We start from the raw sequence: 21,719 nt of genomic DNA on the forward strand, positions 1-21,719 counted from the left end.
AAGCGGGAAGAATTATCAATGTTCTTCCCGCCTTCCCGCCTTCATGTGAACTCTCTCGGGCAGATTCGAGCACTGCCCGCGGGCGAGGGGCGAACACCCATCCTGGCGCCGGATCGTGTCGAGATCGCCGGCCGGGGCCGCCGAGCTCGGCGACGATCAGAACTCCGCGACGTCGAGCCTTCGCCCGTGCGCGTCTGGGCCCTCTCCGGTCCCGTTCGGGTTGCCCGGGGCGAGCCCTTGCAGCTTTCCGGTGATGACGCGGCCGCGGATCGTGCCGAAGAGGACGAGCCGCACGTCATCGACCTCCGCGGGGTCGACCTCGGTGATCCGGTAGGATCCCTGGATCCGGGAGGGATGGATCACGTGGATGTACGCGACAGCGTCGCGACGCACGGCCCGGAGCGTGACCGGGAACGAGTCGGCGAAGGCGCCGTCGCCCGTCGAGAAGCGCAGCGGGACGTCGATCTCCAGCAACGGAGCGCCGCCGGGGCAGCCCGCCTCCCGGAGGTCTGCCGGGTCGTCGGGCGGCCCATCGCCCCCCGCCGTGGACTCGACCGCTGACCTCGTGAAGTGGACGAAGCGCGCGGCGAGCGGCGCGCCCGCAGAGACCGTCACAATCGTGCTGCCTCCCTTCGCCCACGAAAGCGTGGCGGAGCGCGCGCCGGAGACGGCGGAGACCACGTCATTGGCCGAGAAGCCGAGCCGGGAGGCGTCCTCCACGCCGATGACCTCCGAGCGCGCCGTGCACGGCCCGTACACTCCGCTGCTCTGGTCGCCGAGCGCGCCTGAGCGGCTGTCCGTTGCGCTGCCGACGCCGTCGGAGCCCCCGACGAGAGCAGCGCTCAACATCAGCGCACCCCGCCAAAAAAGCCGCAGTCCCCCGTGCATTCAAGAACCCCTCGCGCGGCGCATCTTGGGCTCCCCCGCGCGAGGCTGCCAGGTCACATTCGCGCATTTTATAGCGCAACTTGGCCAGTCGATGTGCGAATCTGCGATACGTGGGACCGCGCCCGGTCGCGCCGAGGGAGAGCGGCCCCGGCAGCGCGCTTCGCGCGGCCCCTGGCACGGCGCACGCCGCGCGGCGCGCCGCGAGCCCGCCGAGAGCGCCCATCGCTCTGGACTCTCGACGGCCGCTCGTGCTCCCGTCTTGCGCCGCGGCGGCGGTCGCTGCGCGCCCGGGTGCCGCATGCGGCTCGAGCGCGGATGGCGCCTCAAGGCGCCGAAGACCCTCGTGAAGCAGCTCGATGAGCGCGCGCCCGCGAAGCCGAGACGGCAGCGCCCCTGAGGGGCGCGCGCTCGGCGACGACCCCGGCGGGCGGAGGTTACAGCGCCGCGAGGAGACCGCGGAGAACGGCCCGCGCGCCGGCGCTCCCGCAAACGATGGACAGCCGCTCTCCCGCGGCGCCGGCCGGCGAGCCGCGGAAGGCCGATGTCTACGCCGGTTGCACTCGCGAGCGCGCGCGCCGGGTTCGCTCCTTGCTTCGCCCATCGAGCAGGCGGGAGGTACTGCGAATGCTGGCGGTCACATACCATGGGCCGAGATGCGTGCGCGTCGAGGAAAACCCGGAGCCTCGGATTCAACATCCGAACGACGTGATCCTCCGCGTGAGCCGCGCCACGATCTGCGGCTCTGATCTGCATCTCTATCACGGCTACATCGCCGACACGCGCGTCGGCACCATCTTCGGCCATGAGTTCACCGGCGTCGTGGAGGAGGTCGGGCCATCCGTGCGGACCCTCCAGCGCGGCGACCGCGTCGTGGTGCCGTTCAACATCGCCTGCGGGACGTGCTTCTTCTGCCAGCGAGAGCGCACCTCCGCCTGCGAGAACACGAACCCGCTCACCACGATCACCGGCGGGATCTTCGGTTACTCGCACACCACCGGCGGCTACCAGGGCGGCCAGGCCGAGCGCGTCCGCGTCCCCTTCGCCGACGTCGGCCCCATGAAGATCCCCGACGACCTCTCGGACGAGGACGCGCTCTTCCTCTCGGATATCATCCCCACGGGGTACCAGGCCGCGGAGATGGGCGACATCACCCCCGCGGACACGGTGGCCGTCTTCGGCTGCGGGCCCGTCGGCCTCGTGGCCCAGCGGTGCTCCTGGCTCCTCGGCGCCCGCCGCGTCATCGCCATCGATTCGGTCGGTTACCGCCTCGAGTTCGCGCGCCGGTACAACCAGGCAGAGACGCTCGATTTCACCAAGGTCCCCGACGTCGTGTCCGTCCTCCGGGACATGACCGACGGCCGCGGGCCGGATGTCTGCATCGAGGCGGTCGGCCTCGAGGCGAGCGGCTCGACGCTGCACGGCCTGCTGGGCAAGACGCTCATGCTCCAGGCCGGCTCGCCCGTCGCCCTCAACTGGGCGATCCAGTCGGTCCGCCGCGGCGGGAGGGTCTCCATCATCGGCGTCTACGGGCCGCCGTGGAACCTGGTGGACGTGGGCGCGGTCATGAACAAGGGCCTGACGATCAAGTCCGGGCAGTGCGACGTGAAGCGGTACATGCCCCACTTGGTCCAGCACATCCGCAAGGGGAACATCGACCCGAGGGCGCTCATCACCCACCGCGTCCCGCTGGAGGCGGCCGCGGAGATGTACCGCCTGTTCGCGGCGAGGACCGACGGGATCATCAAATGCGTGCTCATCCCGTCGGGCGCCAAATGAGCGCTGTCACCGAGGAGGAGGCGACCATGGAAGCCGAGTTCATGCGGCCGAAGGAGCTGCCGTACTGGGGAGTCGATCTGTGCCCGGAGGACAGGCCCGGCGTCCCGAGGGAGGCGCCGCCGCACCTGCTCTCGTGGGCGCACTGGATAGAGCCCGAGCGGCAGCCGGTCGAGGGCCGGGTGCTCAGGCACCCGGGGCTCGCCCGGCCGACGCCGGTGTTCAGCGCGGCCTTGCCGCCGAGAGGCGCCAGCGGCGCGCTGCGCCGCCTGGCCTACGAGGTCCCGGATCACAAGGTCTCGCACTGGCTCTTGCTGATGATCGCGGATCGGGTCGACATCCTCGAGAGCCTCCCGCTCCTGGTCAAGCGCAGGGGACGGGCCGCCAGGACGCGCTAGAGGACCCGCAGGAACGCCGTGAGGTCGGCCTTCTCCTGCGCGGTCAGCTTCGTGCCGAGCACGAGGTTGAAGAACTCCACGGTGTCCTCCAGCGTGAGCAGGCGCCCGTCGTGCAGGTACGGCGGGCTGTCCTTGATGCCGCGCAGCGGGAACGTCTTGATGGGTCCGTCGGCGGTGGCCATCCGGCCGTTGATGAGCTCGGGCTTGAAGAAGCGCTCCGCCCGCAGGTTGTGCATCAGGTTGTCGGTGTAGTACGGCGCCACGTGGCACGTCCCGCACCGGCCCTTGCCGTGGAAGACCTGCTCGCCGCGCAGCTCCTCGGGCGTGGCCTTGGCGGGGTCGAGGCGGCCGTCCACGCCGAGCTTCGGCGCCGGGGGGAAGTCGAGGATCTCCTGGAACTCGGCCATCGCGTGGACCTGGTGCCCGCGGTCCAGGATGTTGATCCCCTTCTTGACGGCGATGACGATGTCGCCGTCGAAGTACGCCGCCCGCTGCTCGAACTCGGTGAAGTCCTCGACGGTCTTGAGCGCGCGCTGCGAGCCGAAGAGGCGCTGGATGTTCACCCCGCGCAAGGTGGGGGTGTCGACCCGGTGCCGGAACTCCTGGGGCCTCGTGTCGCCCACGAGGTGAAATGCGTTGTTCGTGTGGCCGTTCGCATGGCAATCGAAGCAGGCGACGCCGAGGCTCGCCTTCTCCGAGCGCCGGTCCGCGGTCGCGTTGAACTGCATCTGCGGGAACGGCGTGACGAGGAGCCGGAGCCCCTCGAGCTGCTTCGGCGTCAGGATGCCGTTGAAGAGCTCGTAGAAGTTGTCGATCGTGACGAGCTGCCCCTTGGAGACGTCGCCGAGGTCGGGCCGGGTGGTGAGATAGATGGGCGCCGGGAACTCGGAGATGAGGTGATCCGGCAGGTCGAAGTCGAGATCGAAGCGCGTGAGGTCGCGCCCCGTCTGGCGCTTCAGCTCGTCGATGTGGAACTTCGGGAAGACCATGCCGCCTTCCGGGTGGTTCGCGTGCGGCAGCGGCAGGAAGCCCCGCGGCCAGAGCCCCTGCTCCCGGATGGCGTCGGGCGAGAGCGCGGCCAGCGCTTCCCACGTCGTCCCCTTCGGGAGCTTCACGCGCACGCCGGCCTGGACGGGCTTTCCGCGCGACATGGTGACCCCCTGCGCGGCGCGGTTCGAGAGGTCGTACCGCTCATCGAGCAGGGCCCGATGGCGCTTCTCCACCGCGGGCTTGTCGGCCTTCATGCGGGCGACCATGGCCGCGAACGGCTCCTTGTCCTCCACCGGCAGGTAGCTCGTGCGCGGCGTCTCGGGGCCGGGCGGAGGGTTCGCGTTCATGGGCGCCCGCGGGCCCGCGGGCGCGATCGTCCCGGCCGTCGCGGGGGGCGCGTCCCGCGGGCCGGTCGGGTCTTCGGGCCGCGCGCCCGGCGCCGAGCCGCAGTTCACGAGGCCGAGCGAGAGCGCCGCGGTGCACGCGACCAGGCACGAGATATCCATTCTCTTCACAGGCATAGAAGCGCTCCTTCGAAGGAATACATCGACAGGGGACGACCGACCGGGCGCCCCGCTCTCGGACGCGCCGAGCTCCCGTCCGGCTCACACGAGAGGGCGACTCGCCGGGCTCGCAGGCCAGGCGCATGAGCAATTCCGCCCGCAGGCGACTCCTGTGCCAAGGCCGCGTCCGCCATGCGCGCGGCTCCCGACCGGGCGCGGAGCGCGGCGTCGGGTGAGGGAGACATCTGCTTCCTCGTGCGGATCGGGAGCCGTCCCTCCGCCGAGCCGCCGGAGACCGCCGCGCCCCCCGGGTTCAGGAGCGCGGGTCGTCGCGCGCAGGAGCCTCGCAGGACGAGACATTTTGCCACATGGCGTGGCATGGTGGCTCGCTGACGTTGAGACGACCTGGACAGAGGGGCAGGTCGCGCGTGGAGGACGTCCCGATCAACCGCCGCGCGCGCGCCCGTCGGTCGCGATGCGGACAAAGGGCGCTCGGACATCCCGGGCGTCGAAGAAGAACACCCGATCCCAGCACGGCACGCGCTCGCGCTCCGACAGAGGGAACACCTCGCCTCGGGACAGGCTGCCGACGAGCTTCGCGCTCGACTGACCTCTCATGCTCCACCGGAACTCGTACGGGAGGAGGAGGTCGGGATCGCTGAACATGCCGCGCCGCTCGGTGAAGCTGCGCCGCGCGGCCTCCGAGAAATCCTGCGCGTGGCGCAGGTTCGGGGCGACGGTGTACGTCACCGCCAGGCCCTCCTCGAGGAGCTGCCGGTTGATGATCCGGCCGCCGGACAGCACATAGGCGAGCACGCGGCCGTACGCGTCGCACGGCTGTTCATCGGTCTGGATCTCGACCTCGGCGCCTTCGGGGAGCAGCTCGGCGAGCCGCGCGGCCGCCGCCTCGGCCCAATGGCCCTGGGAGGCGCCGAGGAAGTGCGTCTCCGGCGTATCGATCGAGAGCATGCGGATCGGATGGTCCACGCCCCGCTCGTCGCGTACGTGGAGCGTGTCCCCATCCACGGTCCTGACCACCGCTGCGCGGAAGGTCGCGCCCGGCAAATCGGGCGCCCTGCGCAGCCGCCGCCGGGAGACAAGAGACACGTAGCCGATAAACCTCCGGATTCCCGGAAGCAGTCCTGTCATCGCCCCCTCCTAGGATGGATGGATTCCCAGAAACCAGCGTTCGGCGTTCGCTCGGACGTGCGCCCGGCCCAGGCGGCCTGTTCCATCATGGTATGGACCGAGCCGGGGCCGGCTGAAAGAGCTCGTTAGCCCTGATCCGAGGGGCAGGAGGTGACCTGAAGCGCCGAGCGGCGGGAGGAGAGCAGAGAGAGAGTCAACGCAAAGGCGCAAAGACGCAAAGACGCAAAGACGCAAAAAAGACAAAAAAAAATTATTCTCGCCTCTCTTCTTCTCTCTCTTGCGCCTTTGCGCCTTGGCGCCTTGGCGTTTAATCTCTTCTCCTGTCCTTCTGCAGGTGCGTCTGGCCGCTCCCCCCGTCCCCGCAGCAGGCCTCCGCCCCGCGAGCGCCGCGCGCCCCCGGCTCCGGGATGGGGCTACGCTTCGTGCGCGCTTTCCCGTTACGATGACCGGCGCGATCGCTTCGGTAGATCGCGGCGGGGCATGGGACGTCTGCACGCGGCCCCGCGCTTGGCTCCGGGGGCGAGGGCCACCGCGGCGAGGAGGTCTCGGATGTCGTCGCATGAACACAGGGAGCCGGCCGCAACGCCGGCAGAACATGGCGCGCCAGAGGCGAGCATCGAGCTGGCACGAAAGAGGCGCGGCCTGCGCTTCCGGCTCGCGGCCGGCGCGCTCGTGCTCGCCGCGAGCGTGACCGCGCTCGTCCTGACCCAGGAGAAGGCGCCCGTGAAGGCCAGCGCCATCGGCGCCCGGCTCGAGCTCTCCTCGGGTGAGGTCACGCTGGAGCAGGACGACCGGAAATCCACGGTGGTGTCCGGCGTCCCCCTCCCGGTCGGGGCCGAGCTCGCGACCGGAAAGGGCGCGCGGGCCCTCGTGCGGCTCGCCGACGGCTCCGCGGTGTTCCTCCGCGCGGACTCGGAGGTGGCGCTCGGCGCCGAGGGGCTCTCGGTCGCCCAGGGCGAGGTGTGGCTCGACGCCCCGCCCGAGGGGCGCGGCGAGCTCTCGCACGCGCTCGGGGAGGTCCGGGTCACGGCGTCCGACGCCGGCCTGTCGATGAAGCGCGCCGGCGACGCCGTGAGCGTGTACGTGGCCCGCGGGCTCGCCGTGGTCACCGCCCCCGGCGGGCGCGTCGAGGTGCACGCCGGCGAACAGGCCACCGTCGCCGGCGGCGCCGCGCCCAAGGTCGCGCCGCTCGCCTACTGGGAGGACTGGACCGGCGGCATGGGCGACCACCGGCCCCTCGCGGGCGAGGGCAGCGGCTCCGGCCGGATCTACGGCGTCGACCTGCAGGGCGCCCCCGGGGCGCAGGCGCGCACGCTCGAGATCAGCCGGCAGGCCGTGCGCGCCGTCGTGCGCGACGGCATCGCCGAGACCGAGGTGGACCAGACCTTCTCGAACCCGGGCGGGCGACAGGTCGAGGGCTGGTACTGGTTCACCGTGCCCGAGCGCGCGCTCGTGAGCTCGTTCGCGGTCGAGACGAACGGCGTGCTCGTCGAGGGGGAGGTCATCGAGCGGAAGGAGGCGGCCCAGCGGTACCAGGCCGCGGTGCAGAGCGGCCACGAGCCGGCCCTGCTCGAGTGGGTCGACGGGCGCAGCTACCGCGCCCGCATCTTCCCGGTGCCCGCGAGCGGCTCGCGGCGCGTGGTGCTGCGCTACGTGGAGATGCTCGGCGCGCCGGCCGGGAAGCTCACCTACGTGTACCCGATGCGCTCGAGCGAGCCGGTCCAGATCGGCGAGTTCTCCCTGTCGGTCGACCTCGGCCAGGCCGGCCAGGGCATGCAGATCGCGACCCTCGCGGACGCGGTGATCGAGGACGGCGGGCGACGGGTGAGCATGCGGCGGAGCGGGTACGAGCCGCGCGCGGACTTCCAGCTCGAGGCCGCCGTCAGGGCGAAGCCGGCGCCGCTGCGCGTGTCGCGCTTCGCCGCGGGCGAGGACCGCGCCGACTACGTGATGGCGCGGTACGTGCCCGACGTGGACTGGGCCGAGCTCAAGGAGCTCCCCGCCGACCTGGTCGTCGTGGTGGACACGTCGGCGTCGGCCGACGAGACGGCGCGGCAGCAGAAGGCGGCCGCGGCCGAGGCGATCCTGCGGACGATGTCGCCGTCGGACCGGTTCGCGCTGATCGCGCTCGACTCGGCCCCCGCGGTCCTGCACCCGAAGGACGGGCTGGCCGAGGCGTCGGACAAGGAGATCTCCGCGGCGCTCACGCGGCTGGCCGAGCACGCGACCGGGGGCGCGACCGATCTCGGCGCGCTGTTCGAGTCGGCGCTCGGGCGCGTGCACGGCAAGGAGCAGCCGGCCGTCATCTACATCGGCGACGGGCTCGCGACGAGCGGCGAGGTGACGGGCGCGCGCCTCGCCGATCGGCTGCGCCGCTCGCTCACCGACTCTCGCGCGCGCTTCTTCACCGTCGGCGTCGGCGAGCACGCGAACCACGCGCTGCTCCGCGAGCTCGCGCGCGCCGGGGGCGGACAGGCGTTCCGGATCGACGAGGTCGAGGGCTCGACGTCCGAGGTGCTGCGCCTCGCCGGCGCGATCAAGACGCCGACCATCACCGACCTCTCGATCGACCTCGGCGCCGGGCTCGACGAGCCGATGCTCACCGCGAGCGGCAAGGTGTCGCGCGGCGAGGAGGTCGTGCTGCTCGCGCGCACGCACCACGCGCTGCCCGCGAAGGCGGTCGTGAAGGGCCGGCTCGCCGGCAAGGAGTACGCCCGCGAGCACCCGATCGAGATCGACCGGGGCGTCGGGGCGGCGCTGGTGCCGCGCTTCTGGGCGGCCGAGAAGATGCGGCGGCTGCTCGCGGACGGCGACGACATCGAGGCGCACCGGGGCAAGGTGGTCGAGCTCGGGCTCGATTACGGGCTGATCACGCCGTTCACGAGCACGCTGGCGCTGGAGAGCGAGCAGGCGTACCTGAACCAGGGCATCCAGCGGCGGCGCTCGCCGCTCCGGGGCGAGCGGCTGACGGCGCTCACGCCCGAGCGGGAGCGCGAGCTCGCGGCGCTGCTCGCGCCGGCCGCCGCCGGGGTCGCCTTCGGGTGCGCGAAGAGCGAGCCGAGCTACGACGAGAGCGCGGGGAAGGAGGGCGGCTACGCGCAGAAGGCGGCGGCGGCGCCGATGATGGCGCCGGCGCCGGCGATGGCAGAGAACGCGACGCGGGATGAAGCCCCGAGGGCGGACGTCGCCTCGCCGGCGGCTGCGCTGCCGGCCCCGCCCCCGGCGACCGCGGCGCACGCGGAGGAGGCGGCGCTGCCGCCCGAGCCCCTGGAGCAGGACGCCACGGCGAGACGCACGACCTCCATCCGCGCGCGGCCCTCGTCCGCGGCGCCCCAGGCGGACAGCGAGCACGCGGCGTTCGGCATGGCCGGCGCGAACAAGTCGAGCGCCCCGCCGCGCGGCGGCGGCGGGCCGGTCGCCCCGGCCGCGGGCGCCGCGCCGCTGGGCGCCGCGGCCAGGCCGGCGCCGGCGATCGCGCCGAGGCCACGTCCGATCGTGACGCTCAAGCCCCCGCCGGTCGCGATGGCGCCGTGCAGCGACACCGCGCGGCGGCCGCTCGCCGAGCGCATCGTCGTCTGGTCGAAGCGCCTCGCCCGCGCCACGGCGGCCGAGCAGCTCATCGCGCGCTACGAGGGCGCGCTCTCGACCTGCGAGCTCCCGGACTGGCGCTCGAGGGCCGCGCTGCTCTCGCTCCTGCAGGCGAAGGTGTCGACCGAGGGCGGCGCCGAGGCGCTGCTCGCGCGCTTCGCCGGCGAGCCCGAGGCGCAGCGGTTCATCGCGCACGCGCTCCTCCGGCGGAGCGTGGATCCCGCCATCTCCGCGGCGGTGCGGCGCACGCTCTTCGGCGGCGTCGATCCGAAGGCGAGCTGGGCGCTCCTCGACGAGCGGCTCGCCGCGCTGCCGGCGGTCGAGGACCGGCTCGCGCTGCTGCGGCAGGCGCTCACCGAGCGGCCGGACGATCCGGAGGGGGAGATCCGGCGGGTGCGCCTGCTCGCCGAGGCGGGCCGGAAGGACGAGGCGCTCGCCTACGGGCGGAGGCTGCGCGACCGCGGCTTCATGAGCCCGGCGCTGGCGCTGGAGCTCGGCGACGTGCTCGCCGCGAGCGGCTTCGCGTCGGACGCGCTGCGCACCTACTCGGAGGTCGTCGAGTTCGATCCGACGAGCCCCGCGTCGCGCGAGCTGCTCGGCGACGTCTACCTCCGGCACGGCTGGTACGCGGCCGCGTACCGCCAGTACACGACCCTCACCGATCTCGCGCCGGCCGAGCCCCGGGGCTGGCTGCGGCTCGCCGCGGCGGCCGCGGGGAGCGGGCGCGTCGACGAGGCGCTCCGCATCCAGCGCAAGGTCGCCGCCGCGGAGGGCACGCCGGGGCCCGACGATCCGCGCGCGTGGGCGCGGCTCCTGTCGGCGGCGCGCATCGGCCGGCTGCTCGCAGGCGACGGCGTCGCGGCCCCCGCGGCGGGCGCCGAGGCCGAGAGCCTCGCCCGCAAGCTGAAGGAGCTGCAGCTCTTCAGCGGCCCGGGGGCGCTGCGCGTCGTGCTCTGGGAGGACTACGCGGCGGAGCTCGCGCTCGCGGCCCGCGACGGCCAGGTGGACGCGGCGCTCGGCGACGGCCTCTTCGCGCCGGCGGTCGGGCTCGCGGCGGTGCAGCTACCCGCGTCCGAGCTCGCGCGCCTCGAGTGGCGCGTGCGGTTCCGCAGCGATCCGCCGGGCAGGGACGTGCGCTTCGTGGTGACGACGATCGTGTGGGACGGGGCGTCGTTCCGGGTCGCGAGCGCGCCGGGGTCGGTCGGCGCGCGGGATCGGGAGGTGGCGCTGGCGAGCGGCGCGCTGCCATGATCGACGTCTCGCTGCTCGGCTGGCTGCTCGTCACGCTGACCTCGCCGCTGTCGCTCGTCCTGCTGGTCGTGGCGCTCGGGTCGGCGGCCTACATCGGCGTGACCGCGCTCGCGGCCGCGCCCCCGCGGCGCGGGGCGCGCGCGATCGGCACGGGCGTGGCGGCCTGCGCGCTGGTGGCCGGGATGATCGGGCTGCGCGTGGGCTCCGGCGCGGGCGCGGCCCTGCCGACGGCCGCGGTGGGGATCGCCGCGGCGGCGGCGCTCGGGGCGACCGCGGCGTGCGCGTGGACGTTCGGCGCGGCCGGCGCGGCGGCGCTCGGGGCGGCGCGGGCCCGGCGGAGCGCCGCGGCGCTGCGGGCGGGCGACGCGCGGCGCCGGCTGCTCGCGGCGAGCCAGCGCGCCTACGTCGAGGGCGACGACCTCGCCGCCGAGACGGCGGCGGCCGACGCCGCCGTGGAGCGGCTGCGCGCCGCCGTCGGGGCGCTGGGGGACGCGCGCGCCGCGCTCGAGGCGAGGCGCGACGCGGCGCGCGGCGCGGGCGGCGACGGGGAGGAGCGCGGCGCAGAGGACGGGCCGCAGGCGAAGGAGGCGAGCGCGCTCGCCGAGGACCTCGCGCGGGCGTGCGACGAGGCCGCGACGAGGGTGTCGATGGGCCAGCGGGTGCTCGCCGCCGCGGAGGCCGCGGCGCTGCGGATCGCCTGCAACGCGCCGCTCCGCCGGCTCCTGCGGCGGCGGCCGCGCGAGGCCATGCAGGCGCTCGCGACCCTGGGCGCGGGCGCTATCGCGCCTGCGGCGGCGTCGATCGAGGCGTTCCTGGGCGAGGTGCGGGCGGCGCGCGTCGAGGTCGCGTCGATCGCGGAGCGGCGCGCGGCGGGCGACGCGCGCGGCGGGGCCGGCTCGGGCGCGGCGGAGGGCCCGGCGTCCGTCGCGCTCGGCGAGCTCGCCGCGATGGAGTCCGCGTACGGGGCGCTGCTCGAGCGGCTGCGCCTGTCGGAGCTCCACGCCTCGACGCGCGCGTCGGTGGAGCAGGTCGAGAGCGCCGCGGGCGCGCTCTCCGCGGCGGCGAGGGCCGCGGCGATCGACCCGGCGGCGCTCGGCGCGCTCGTGACGGAGATCGCGCGCGCCGAGTCGGCGGTCGCCGCCGCCGCGCCGGAGGCCGGGGGCTCGCGCGCGCTCGCCGAGGCACTCGCCGAGGGCTCGCTGGCGCTCGATCGGAGCGACGCGACGTCGCTGTCGGAGCTCATCGCGGCGCTCCGCGAGCTCCGATGACGGAATGACGGGCGGCCGCTCCTGGAATCGAATGACGGAAGACGCCTGCACGTAACGCGCTTTTCTCGCGGCGGAAACGGCTCCGGGAGCCTCGCGGAGGGCTGTTGTATCGGGTAGACTTCGCCATGGCTCAGGCGCTCCCCACCACCAGCTACGTCTTCGATGCAGCAGATCCGCGCGCACCGACGAGCGAGCAGTGGTCGCGCATGACCCCGGCCGAGCGCGCCCGCGTCGTGGACATGCTCCCCGCCGACGTCCCACTCGATCTCATGCCGCCCGAGGGAGACGCGCACCGCAAGGCCAAGCGCGACGCGCTGGACGCCCTCGACGGCTTCTTCCGCCGGATCGGCCGCAAGATCTACCTCTCGTCCGAGCTCGCCGTCTTCTACCCCGGCGAGCCGCGCTTCGCGCCCGACGTGCTCGCCGTCCTCGACGTAGAGCCCCACGAGCGCATGAAGTGGGTCGTCGATGTGGAGGGCAAGGGCCTCGACTTCGTGCTCGAGGTCCACGTGGCCGGCAATCGTGCCAAGGATCATGAGGACAACGTCGAGCGCTACGCCCGGCTCGGCGTCCGCGAGTACTTCCTCTTCGATCGCTCCCGCCTGCGCCTGCACGCCTACAGGCTGCCGGCGGCCCAGGAGGGCGACCCTTCGCGTCCGCGCGTGTATCAGCGGATCGTGCCCCAGGCCGGCCGGTTCGTCTCCGAGGTGCTCGGCCTCGATCTGCTGCTCGACGGCTCCCGTCTCCGCTTCTTTGCGGGCAATGCCCCCCTCGAGGACGCCGACGAGATGATCGTGCGCCTCGGCGGCATGCTCGATCAGGTCATCGCTCGCCAGGAAGAAGCGCAACGCCTGGCCGAGGAGCTCGCGGCCGAGCTCGACCGAGAGCGGCGCCTGCGCGAGGATGAGCAGCGCCTGCGCGAGGAGGAACAGCGCCTGCGCGAGGAGGCGGAGCGGCAGCTCGATCAGGCGCGCGCGGAGATCGAGCGGCTGAAGGGTCGCTGAGCGCGCTGCCGCCGCGCCCTCGGAGGGCTAGCCGCCCTTCAGCTTCGCGGCCAGGAACTGCCGCACCTTCTCCCAGGCGTCCGCCGCGGCCTTCGTGTCGTACCGCTCTCCCGAGGGGTTCGCGAAGGCGTGGTCGGCGTCGTACCGGAGCACCTGGTGCTCGACGCCCGCGTCGTGGAGCGCCTTGTCGAACTCGTTGACGACCTCGGGCGGGATGCCCTTGTCCTGGTTGCCGAAGACGCCGAGCACCGGCGCCTTGATCGCCTTGAGCTGCGCGGGGTCGGTGACGAGCCGACCGTAGTAGATGACGGCGGCGTCGAGCTCCGGCTCGTTCAGGGCGAGCTTGAGCGACCAGGCGCCGCCGAAGCACCACCCGATCGAGCCGGTGCGCGGCGCCGAGATGCGCGCGTCGGTCGAGAGGAAGCGGTGCGCGGCGCGCACGACCTCGAGCCCCTTCGCCTCGTCGACGGCCTTCATCGCCGCCATCGCGTCGTCGGGCGTGGTCGCGACCTTGCCGCCGTACATGTCCACGGCGAGGGCGGCGTACCCGTCCTCCGCGAGGCGGTCGGTCCAGTGCTTGATGTGCTCGTTGAGGCCCCACCACTCGTGGATGACCACGAGGCCCGGGATCGGCGGCTTCGCGTCCTTCGGCAGGCTCAGGTACGCCTTCGTCCCGGCCACGTCGACCGTCTGCCCGCGCGCGGGCGGGGCCTTGTCCGACCGGAGCTGGTGGAGCGCCTTGAAGTCCTCCTCCGAGAGCAGCCCGGTCGGGCTATCCGCGGCGCCGGACGGCGCGGGCGCCGGGGCGGCGGCGCCGGGCGGCGGCTCGGCGGGAGGCGGGGGAGACGAGGCAGAGCAGGCGGCCGCCGCGAGCAGCGCGAGCGGCGCGGCAAGGCGGCGGAAGATGGGGCGGAGCGTCATGGCCGCGCACCCTACCAGCTCGGGGAGGCGCGCCGGAAGCCTCGGCGCGGGGAGGCCGCGCCCGGCTACGTGGCGACGCGCAGGCGCAGCTGGCTCGACGCGACGCCCCGCCGGACGGCGGACGCGAGGGTGTCGGGAGAGAACGGCTTGGCGACGAACGCGTGGGCGCCGAGGCGGAAGGCGCGCTCGCGCTCGCGCGCCGACGACAGGGCGGAGACGACGACGAGGGCCACGTCGCGGTGGTGCCGGCTCTGCCGGATGAACCGGATGAGCTCCAGCCCGTCGATGTCCGGCAGGTTGATGTCGATGATCACCGCGTCGTACGCGCCGCGGTGCATCAGCCGGAGGGCCTCGAACCCGCTCGCCGTCTCCGCGACCTCCGCCGCCTGCCCGAGCTCGGGCGCCCGCTCGAGCGCGGCCCTCATGTGGGCCCGCATCGCGGCGGAGTCGTCGATGAGAAGGATGCGGATCATACAGGGCCTCTGCGGGGGCTCTCGGGGCGCCTAGGTACAACAGAAACAGCAAAAGCAAAAGCGGTCGTCACGTTTCCGACACCAGGGCGTCCGGGTGCGCCCGCTGGCAGCCGTCATCCCGCCCTTCCCCCGGCCTCCCACCCGCCTCGCGGGCCCGTCGGTCCGGGTCGCTCCGCGTCATAACGCAACGCATCATCATGACCCGAACAGGAGGTGGCTTATCCGGCTTCTCCTCGAGCACCCGCGTGATCACAGCGGCCCCCTCCGGGAATTCGTCTAAGTCACACGGGAGAATCGGGTGCGCACCAGCGTATTGAACTTCTTCGCCACGACTGCCGTGCTGCTCCTCGCGGGCTGCGGCGGCGAAGACGCTGGCGGGGCAGACGACGCTGGCGGCGGCCTCGGCGAGGCGGGCGGCGCCGACGCCTCCGCGAGCTCCGGCCGCCCCTCCGCCACCGCAGGCAGCGGCGGCGGGACGACCGCGGCATCCGCCAGCGCCGGCGGCAGCGCGCCTTCCTGCACCGATCCGGTCGTTCCCGAGGTCTCCTCCCTGCCCCCCATCGCGGAGCACCCGGACCCGTTCACGTTCCTCGATGGCACACGAATGACCACCGCAGCGGACTGGCGATGCCGCCGCGCGGAGCTCAGCCAGCTTATTCAGCATTTCCAACACGGCCCCTACCCGCCGTCCCCCGAGAACGTCACAGGGACGCTGAACGGCGAGGTCGGGCGCCGGCGGCGTCGGCAGCTGGCGAGCGGCCGAGGGCAAATCCAACGTGCAGACGCTCAGCCAGATCAACGGCGAGGCCCCGCAGTGGTTCGGCGACGGCTTCGGGGCCACGTTCAGCGGCAAGACCACGACCCTCCCGTTCGACGCTCACTCGATCGTAGCCCTCGTCGCGCCCCGCCCGATCATCGTGCAGGAGGGGAAGTCCGACGGCTGGAACAACAACAGAAATGGCGGCCCCTACCAGGCGGTCTGGGCCGCAAGAGAGGTCTTCGAGGCTCTTGGCATCGAGGATCACATCGGCTGGGTCGCGGACGACCACAGTCATGGTGTGATGACCACCCGCGAGGCGAACGCGATCCTCGGCTTCGCGGAGAGATTCCTGCTCGGAAAGGACGTGACGACGGAACAATGGGACGAGAGCGCCAGCCCGCCGACCCTCTCCTGGTCGGCGCCATAGACGAGACACGCGCCGTCCCGGCCGGCAAGGACCGGACAGCGCTCGACAGGCCGAGCAGAACGCCCTCGGGCGCTCGGCCCGATCCTGCCGGTCGACCCTCGATTCGAATCGACCTCAGCACAGGTGCAAATTCAACTCTCGCGTCGCTCAAAAAGAAATAGTTCTAATTGACAACAAAATAGCGCAACGGTATTCCCAATGGCGGTCCAGCGCATTGGGGACTGTGCTCCTCTGCGCGTCGCGCCAGCTCATCGAGAGCGATCGACGGTCAGGACATAACTTAGGTCAAGGAGACTTCTGTATGAGCGAGAAAAAAGAACCCGCGGCTCGTGATCTGCTCGGCGGGGTCGTCGACCGGCGGCAGGTGCTCCTCAAGCTCGGCGCGTTCGCCATCACCGTGCCCGTGCTCGGCGCGTGCGGGGACGAGGGGTCGACCGGCTCGGAGACCGGAGGAGGCGGCGGCGCCGGCGGCTCCGGGGGCACCGGCGGGAGCAGCGCGAGCACCACCAGCGCGAGCACCACCGGCGCGAGCACCACCAGCGCGAGCACGAGCGTGGGCACCGGGGGTGCGGGCGGCGAAGGCGCGGGCGGCGAGGGCGCGGGCGTGGGAGGCATGGGCGGCGGCGGCGGCGGCGACAGCCTCATACCGCCGCCGTTCGACGACGTGCCGATGTGCAGGGCGCAGAACAAGACGGACGGCGCCGGTCAGGGCCCCTTCTTCATTCACGAGCTCGAGAAGAACGACGACATCTCCCTGATCCGACAGGACATTCGTGGTCGCTACAACGAGAGCGCAGCGCCCGGCGTGGAGATGCATCTCCACCTGCGCGTGCTCGACCTGAGCAAGCCCGACTGCGATGGCAAGGGCGTGGGCGTGCCGGACGTGGACGTCTACATCTGGCACACGGACGGCCAGGGGTTCTACAGCGGCTTCGGGGCCAGGGGCTCTGCCAACGAGCAGAAACCCGACTCGCCGTACGCGGGCAGGCCGAATCAGAACAACCTCGACACCACGGAACGCTTCTGTCGCGGCGTGCAGACGACGGACGCGAACGGTGTCGTCTCGTTCCGAAGCATCTTCCCCGGCTGGTACAACGGCCGCGATGTCCACATCCACTTCGTCTGCTTCAAGAAGGGCTCGACGTCGAGGGGCCGCGTCAATTACCAGGGTGGAGATCACATTTTCACGACGCAGTTCTACTTCGATCCCGCCTTCACCGACTCCGTTCATACCCAGTACGAGCCGTACAAGGCGCGCACCATGGGCAATCTGGCGACGGCGTACGCAGGCGCCATCAAGGCCGACGAGGCGGGCAACAGCGGCCTTCGCGCCAAGGCGTGGATGGAAGGGGACATCGTGGTCGCCCAGATGCAGATCGCCGTGACTCCGACGTAGAGCGCGGCACGGCTGTTCTCGACGAGAACAGGACCGATGACCCCGCGCCTGGGCGCCCTCGCCCGATGTGGCGCGTGCGCTGCGAGCCTTCCGTAAAATCTCTCCAGACGAGCAACGTGTCTCCGTGGGACCGAGAGAGAGCCCCTCGTCGGGGAACAACGGCGGGAGGCGCCCCCGCGCCCTCTGAATCGGCCACGCGAGCGGCAAGCGCCGAGATCCCCCTCGCCTCCGCACCACCCGCGGAGGCGCCGGCCCGATGCCCACCAGCGCTCCCAAGCAGGCCACCGACTTACCCCAAGGAGACTAACTTATGCGTGACAAAAAGAATACCGTGACTCGTGATCGGCCTGGCGAGGTCGTCGACCGGTGGCAGGTCCTCATGAAGCTCGGGGCGCTCGCCGGCACCTCGCCCGTGATCGTGTCGTGGGGCGACGAGGGGTCCAACGACGCGGGCTTTGGCCGCGGAGGCGCCGGCCGCGGAGGCGCCGGCACGGGCCGCGCGAGCGCGAGCAGCGCGGGCACCGGAGGCGCGAGCACGAGCAGCGCGGGCACCGGAGGCGCGAGCACGAGCAGCGCGGGCACCGGAGGCGGCGGCGCGGGCGTCGGCGGCGTGGGCGCGGGGGGCGCCGACGCGATCGATCCTTCGATCTTCGCGAACGGCGCGAGATGCGACCTGACCGCCACCGACATCGAGGCGCCGTTCTTCATCGACGACAGCGAGATCCCGAACGACATCAACCTATTCCGCAGCGATCTCCGCGACGGTCACCGCGGCTGCGAGTTCCGGCTCTATCTCCGCCTGCTCGACGGCCGGAATGACGGCGAGCCGATCCCCGACGCCGAGGTGTACATCTGGCACTGCGACGCGGACGGCCGTTACAGCGGCCCCAACAACCAGGATCCTTCCACGCCGTACACGGGAGCCTTCGAGCGCGCGCCGGAGCACCTGGACCGCTTCTGCCGCGGCGTCCAGCTCACCGACCGCAACGGGATCGTGGGCTTCACGTCGATCTGGCCCGGGTGGGATGGGGCGCGCCCCATCCACGTTCACCTGGTCGCTCGCATCAACGGCCAGACGACCCGGCTGATCACCACGCAGCTCTACTTCGATGCCGAGCTCAGCCGGCAGGTGGCTCAGGCCGAGCCGGCGTACGCGGGGCGGTCGACGAACATCCCGGCGTCCAGCCTCGACCTGCCGGGAGACAGCCCGGCCATGCCGAGGATGCAGTACACCCCCGGCCTGGTCACCGGCATTCTCAACATCGTCGTCGACCGCGCCTGAGCGCACAGGACTCCCGGCGGTGCCCGGGGCGGTGCGCGTCCGCCCCCGAGGCCGACTCGGGCTCTCCCTGGGTCTGCCCGGGAGGCGCCCGGCCCCTGGGTGCCGAGCGTCTCGTGACATCCTGGAAGCGAGGCAACCCTCCTGTTCGCCGCACGCGCGCGGCGCCGCGGGACGTCGCGCGGGGCGGACAATCGCTCTCCCGGCTGGCAGACTGCGGTAGAGAGGTGCCATGAGCGACACGGATCGGCTGGAGCCAGCGAGCATGGCGCGCGCGTTCCGCGAGGCGCGGCGCCGCGGGATGGAGGTGGAGCCTGCGGTCCTGTTCCACGACCTCGGGCGCATGCGGGCGCGGATCGGGCGGATCGGCGCGGCGTTCCCGCCGGGCGCCCTCCACGCGGTGGCGATCAAGGCGAACCCGCTCGTGGAGGTCCTGCGCGCGGCGGTCGACTGCGGCGCGGGGCTCGAGGCGGCCTCGCTCGAGGAGGTGAGGCTCTCGCTGGCCGCCGGCTGCCCGCCCGGGCGCATCGTCTACGACTCCCCCGCCAAGACGCGCGCCGAGATCGCGGAGGCCCTCCGCCTGGGCGTGCGGCTCAACGCCGACAACCTCGACGAACTGGAGCGCATCGACGCGCTCGTCAAGCCCGAGGCAGCCGCCGGCCGCATCGGGCTGCGCATCAACCCGCAGGTCGGGGCGTCCAGCATCGCCATCACCAGCGTGGCGGACCGGCGCTCCAAGTTCGGGGTCCCCCTCGAGCAGGCCGACGCGGTGCGCGCCGCCTTCGCGCGGTACCCGTGGCTCGCCGGGCTGCACGTGCACGTCGGCTCGCAGGGGTGCGCGCAGGCGCAGCTGATCGACGGGATCCGACGCGTCGAGGCGCTGCGCCAGGAGATCCGGCGCGCGCGGGGGTCGGGCGCCGCCTCCGTCATGGATATCGGCGGCGGGCTGCCGGTCGCCTACCGGAGCACGGACCGCCCGCCGGCGCTGGAGGACTACGCGGCCGCGCTGCGCCGCGAGGTGCCGACGCTCTTCGAGGGCGGGACCACGCTGATCACCGAGCTCGGGCGCTGGGTCCAGGCGGGCTGCGGCTTCGCCGTCTCGCGCGTGGAGTACGTGAAGAAGGACTCGGCCGGGCGCACCGCGATCCTGCACCTCGGGGCCGATTTCTTGCTGCGCCGCGCCTATCACCCGGACGACTGGCACCACGACTTCGTGGCGCTCGACCCCGACGCCGCGGCGAAGGAGGGGCCGCTTTCGGCGTGCACCCTCGGCGGCCCGCTGTGCTTCGGCGGCGACGTGCTGGCCCGCGATCTCCCGCTGCCGGACCTGTCGCCCGGGGATCTCGTGCTCATCCGCGACACGGGCGCGTACACGCTGAGCATGTGGTCGCGCCACTGCAGCCGCGGCATTCCGGCGGTGCTCGGCGTCGACGGCGACGAGATCCGGGTCCTGCGCGAGCGCGAGCGGCCGGAGGACGTCGTCGCGTTCTGGAGCCGCGGCCGCGGCCAGCCATGAGCCCGCTGCGGTGCGTTCACACGGCTGTTTCCACGCGAACCCAGCATGTGAGAGCCTGGTGCGGCGAGCGCGGCGGAGTGGAGGAGCGGAGATGAGAGCGAGCGGTGCTTCCGGAGTCCTGGGGAGATGCGCGCCGGCGTGGCGGGTCACGCTGCTTGGCGCCCTGCTGTGCGTGCCCCCGCTCGCCGGCGCGGGCTGCGACGACGACGAGCCGATCGGCCCCAGCGATGCGTCCGGCGGCACCGGCAGCACCGGCAGCGCCACGGGTACCGGCTCGGGCGGCGGTGGTTCAGGGACCGGGGGCGCCACCGGCACCGGCGGACAGGGCGGCGGCACCGGCGGACAGGGCGGCGGCACCGGCGGGCAGGGCGGCGGCACCGGCGGGCAGGGCGGCGGCACCGGCGGGCAGGGCGGCGGCACCGGCGGCGCAGGCGGCACCAGCGGCGGCGACACCGTGAGCGTGCAGATCCTCGCCTTCAACGACTTCCACGGCAACCTGGAGCACCCCCCGGGCAACAACGGCAGGATCACCTTGCCCGATACAACGCAGGTGAACGCGGGCGGCGCCGCCTACCTCGCCTCGCGCATCGCCGCGCTCCGCGCCACCAACCCGAACACCGTGGTGGTCTCGGCCGGCGATCTCATCGGCGCGAGCCCGCTCGTGTCGGCGCTGTTCCACGACGAGCCCACCATCGAGGCCATGAACCTCCTCGGACTCGACATCAACGGCGTCGGCAACCACGAGTTCGACAAAGGCACCGCAGAGCTCCTCCGGATGCAGTACGGCGGGTGCAGCCCGGTCGACGGCTGCACCGATGGCACGTTCTTCGCCGGCGCGAGCTTCCAGTTCCTCGCCGCCAACGTCGTCGTGGACACGACGACCGGCAGGACGCTCTTCCCGCGCTACGACGTCCGCGAGTTCGACGGCGTGAAGATCGCCTTCATCGGCATGACGCTCGAGGGCACCCCGTCCATCGTGACGCCGGTCGGCGTCGCGGGGCTCTCGTTCATGGACGAGGTCGACACGGTGAACGACATCGTCCCTGAGCTCCAGGCGCAGGGCATCGAGGCGATCGTGGTGGTGCTCCACGAGGGAGGGCTCCCGACAGGCCACTTCAACGAGTGCCCCGACATCTCCGGCCCCATCATCGAGATCGCCACGAACGTCGACCCCGCCGTGGATGTGCTCGTCACCGGGCACACGCACCAGGCGTACAACTGCCTCCTCGGCGACAAGATCGTGACGAGCGCGGCGTCGTTCGGGCGGCTGGTGACGGACATCGATCTGGAGATCAGCAGGACCACGGGCGATGTGACCGCGAAGACGGCGAACAACGTCGTCGTGACGCACGACACGCACGACGAGCCCTACGCGGCCGTGGCGGACCTGGTGACGCGCTACAAGGACCTCTCGGCGCCGCTGGCCAACATGCAGGTCGGCACGATCACGGCGACGCTCGACCGCGCGGTCCCGGCCATGGGCGCGGGGCTGTTCGCGATGGGCGCGGTCATCGCCGACGCCCAGCTGGCCGCCACGCGCGAGGCGAGCAAAGGCGGGGCCGAGGTCGCGCTGATGAACCCGGGCGGCGTCCGCACCGACCTGACCTACGCCGCCTCGCCGACCGAGATCACGGACGGGGTGGTCACGTTCGGCGAAATCTTCACCGTGCAGCCCTTCGGCAACAGCCTGGTCGTGATGACCCTCACGGGCGAGCAGATCGACCAGCTGCTGGAGCAGCAGTTCCGGGTGGACGCGAGCGGCGCGCCGCGGAACCTGATCCTGCAGGTGTCGGACGGCTTCACGTACACGTACAGCCAGAGCGCGCCCATCGGCGCGAAGGTCGACATCGCCTCGATCCGGATCGGCGGCGTCCCGATCGAGGCGGCGCGGACCTACCGCGTGACGGTGAACAGCTTCCTGGCGACCGGCGGCGACGGCTTCACCGTGCTCAACGACGGCGCCGATCGCCTCGGCGGCGCCCTCGATCTGGACGCCCTGCGGGACTACTTCGCGGCGCGCTCGCCCGTCGCGCCGCCCGCGCTCGACCGGATCACGATCGTGCCCTGAGCGGGAGCCTCGCCGCCGAAGAACGGGTCGTTCGCCAGCGGCGAGACACGGGAAGAAAAGAGAGGAT

The 21,719-nt window shown here is 72.5% G+C and carries 14 protein-coding genes and 1 pseudogene; 10 read left to right on the forward strand and 5 right to left on the reverse strand.

The window, feature by feature from the left end; genetic code table 11:
• Nucleotides 1-156 precede the first annotated feature (156 nt).
• Entirely contained in the window at nt 157-849 is a 693-nt protein-coding gene (locus tag WMF26_RS40490; protein WP_437997095.1) for a hypothetical protein, read from the reverse strand.
• A 663-nt stretch (nt 850-1,512) separates the two neighbouring features.
• On the opposite strand from WMF26_RS40490, the gene WMF26_RS40495 reads away from it, so the two are divergent.
• Both WMF26_RS40495 and WMF26_RS40500 read left to right on the forward strand, forming a co-directional pair.
• Nucleotides 1,513-2,664 carry a zinc-dependent alcohol dehydrogenase gene (locus WMF26_RS40495; protein WP_437997096.1) on the forward strand — a complete coding sequence of 384 codons (1,152 nt, stop codon included), beginning with the start codon at nt 1,513-1,515 and terminating at the stop codon, nt 2,662-2,664.
• 26 nt (nt 2,665-2,690) lie between these two features.
• Nucleotides 2,691-3,059 carry a hypothetical protein gene (locus WMF26_RS40500; RefSeq protein WP_437997097.1) on the forward strand — a complete coding sequence of 123 codons (369 nt, stop codon included), beginning with the start codon at nt 2,691-2,693 and terminating at the stop codon, nt 3,057-3,059.
• On the opposite strand, the gene WMF26_RS40505 is transcribed toward WMF26_RS40500, so the two are convergent.
• Nucleotides 3,056-4,396, reverse strand: a complete 1,341-nt coding sequence (locus tag WMF26_RS40505; RefSeq protein WP_438002483.1) for a cytochrome B6 — start codon at nt 4,394-4,396, stop codon at nt 3,056-3,058. The two genes, WMF26_RS40500 and WMF26_RS40505, sit on opposite strands and share 4 nt — an antisense overlap.
• A gap of 600 nt (nt 4,397-4,996) precedes the next feature.
• Entirely contained in the window at nt 4,997-5,701 is a 705-nt protein-coding gene (locus WMF26_RS40510) for a thermonuclease family protein (RefSeq protein ID WP_437997098.1), read from the reverse strand.
• A gap of 549 nt (nt 5,702-6,250) precedes the next feature.
• Between WMF26_RS40510 and WMF26_RS40515 the strand changes: the two genes are divergently transcribed.
• The 3 genes from WMF26_RS40515 (at nt 6,251) to WMF26_RS40525 (ending at nt 12,812) form a co-directional block, all read left to right on the forward strand.
• Complete coding sequence (locus WMF26_RS40515) at nt 6,251-10,540, forward strand: VIT domain-containing protein (protein WP_437997099.1); 4,290 nt, start codon at nt 6,251-6,253, stop codon at nt 10,538-10,540.
• A complete protein-coding gene (locus WMF26_RS40520; protein ID WP_437997100.1) occupies nt 10,537-11,808 on the forward strand; it encodes a hypothetical protein in 1,272 nt (423 codons plus the stop codon). The genes WMF26_RS40515 and WMF26_RS40520 overlap by 4 nt, the downstream gene beginning before the upstream one ends.
• Nucleotides 11,809-11,933: 125 nt before the next feature.
• The gene (locus tag WMF26_RS40525) at nt 11,934-12,812 is read left to right on the forward strand and encodes a Uma2 family endonuclease (RefSeq protein WP_437951479.1); all 879 of its coding nucleotides are present in this window, start codon (nt 11,934-11,936) and stop codon (nt 12,810-12,812) included.
• Between the two features lie 27 nt (nt 12,813-12,839).
• Here the strand turns inward: WMF26_RS40525 and WMF26_RS40530 are convergent, their stop codons facing one another.
• Both WMF26_RS40530 and WMF26_RS40535 read right to left on the reverse strand, forming a co-directional pair.
• The gene (locus WMF26_RS40530; protein ID WP_020740100.1) at nt 12,840-13,733 is read right to left on the reverse strand and encodes a dienelactone hydrolase family protein; all 894 of its coding nucleotides are present in this window, start codon (nt 13,731-13,733) and stop codon (nt 12,840-12,842) included.
• A 65-nt stretch (nt 13,734-13,798) separates the two neighbouring features.
• The gene (locus tag WMF26_RS40535; RefSeq protein WP_437997101.1) at nt 13,799-14,206 is read right to left on the reverse strand and encodes a response regulator; all 408 of its coding nucleotides are present in this window, start codon (nt 14,204-14,206) and stop codon (nt 13,799-13,801) included.
• A 734-nt stretch (nt 14,207-14,940) separates the two neighbouring features.
• On the opposite strand from WMF26_RS40535, the pseudogene WMF26_RS40540 reads away from it, so the two are divergent.
• The 5 genes and pseudogenes from WMF26_RS40540 to WMF26_RS40560 form a co-directional block, all read left to right on the forward strand.
• Nucleotides 14,941-15,393: pseudogene (locus tag WMF26_RS40540) on the forward strand (glucuronyl esterase domain-containing protein); the annotation flags it as partial.
• 301 nt (nt 15,394-15,694) lie between these two features.
• Nucleotides 15,695-16,789, forward strand: a complete 1,095-nt coding sequence (locus WMF26_RS40545) for a hypothetical protein (RefSeq protein WP_437997102.1) — start codon at nt 15,695-15,697, stop codon at nt 16,787-16,789.
• A gap of 331 nt (nt 16,790-17,120) precedes the next feature.
• A complete protein-coding gene (locus tag WMF26_RS40550; RefSeq protein ID WP_437997103.1) occupies nt 17,121-18,071 on the forward strand; it encodes a protocatechuate 3,4-dioxygenase in 951 nt (316 codons plus the stop codon).
• 229 nt (nt 18,072-18,300) lie between these two features.
• Complete coding sequence (locus tag WMF26_RS40555; protein ID WP_437997104.1) at nt 18,301-19,584, forward strand: diaminopimelate decarboxylase; 1,284 nt, start codon at nt 18,301-18,303, stop codon at nt 19,582-19,584.
• Nucleotides 19,585-19,675: 91 nt separating this feature from the next.
• Nucleotides 19,676-21,652 (forward strand): bifunctional metallophosphatase/5'-nucleotidase, encoded by a 1,977-nt coding sequence (locus WMF26_RS40560; protein WP_437997105.1) that lies wholly within the window; start codon nt 19,676-19,678, stop codon nt 21,650-21,652.
• Nucleotides 21,653-21,719 lie beyond the last annotated feature (67 nt).

The organism is Sorangium sp. So ce185 (genome assembly GCF_051526825.1).
In the GTDB taxonomy this organism is placed as follows: domain Bacteria; phylum Myxococcota_A; class Polyangia; order Polyangiales; family Polyangiaceae; genus Sorangium; species Sorangium cellulosum_D.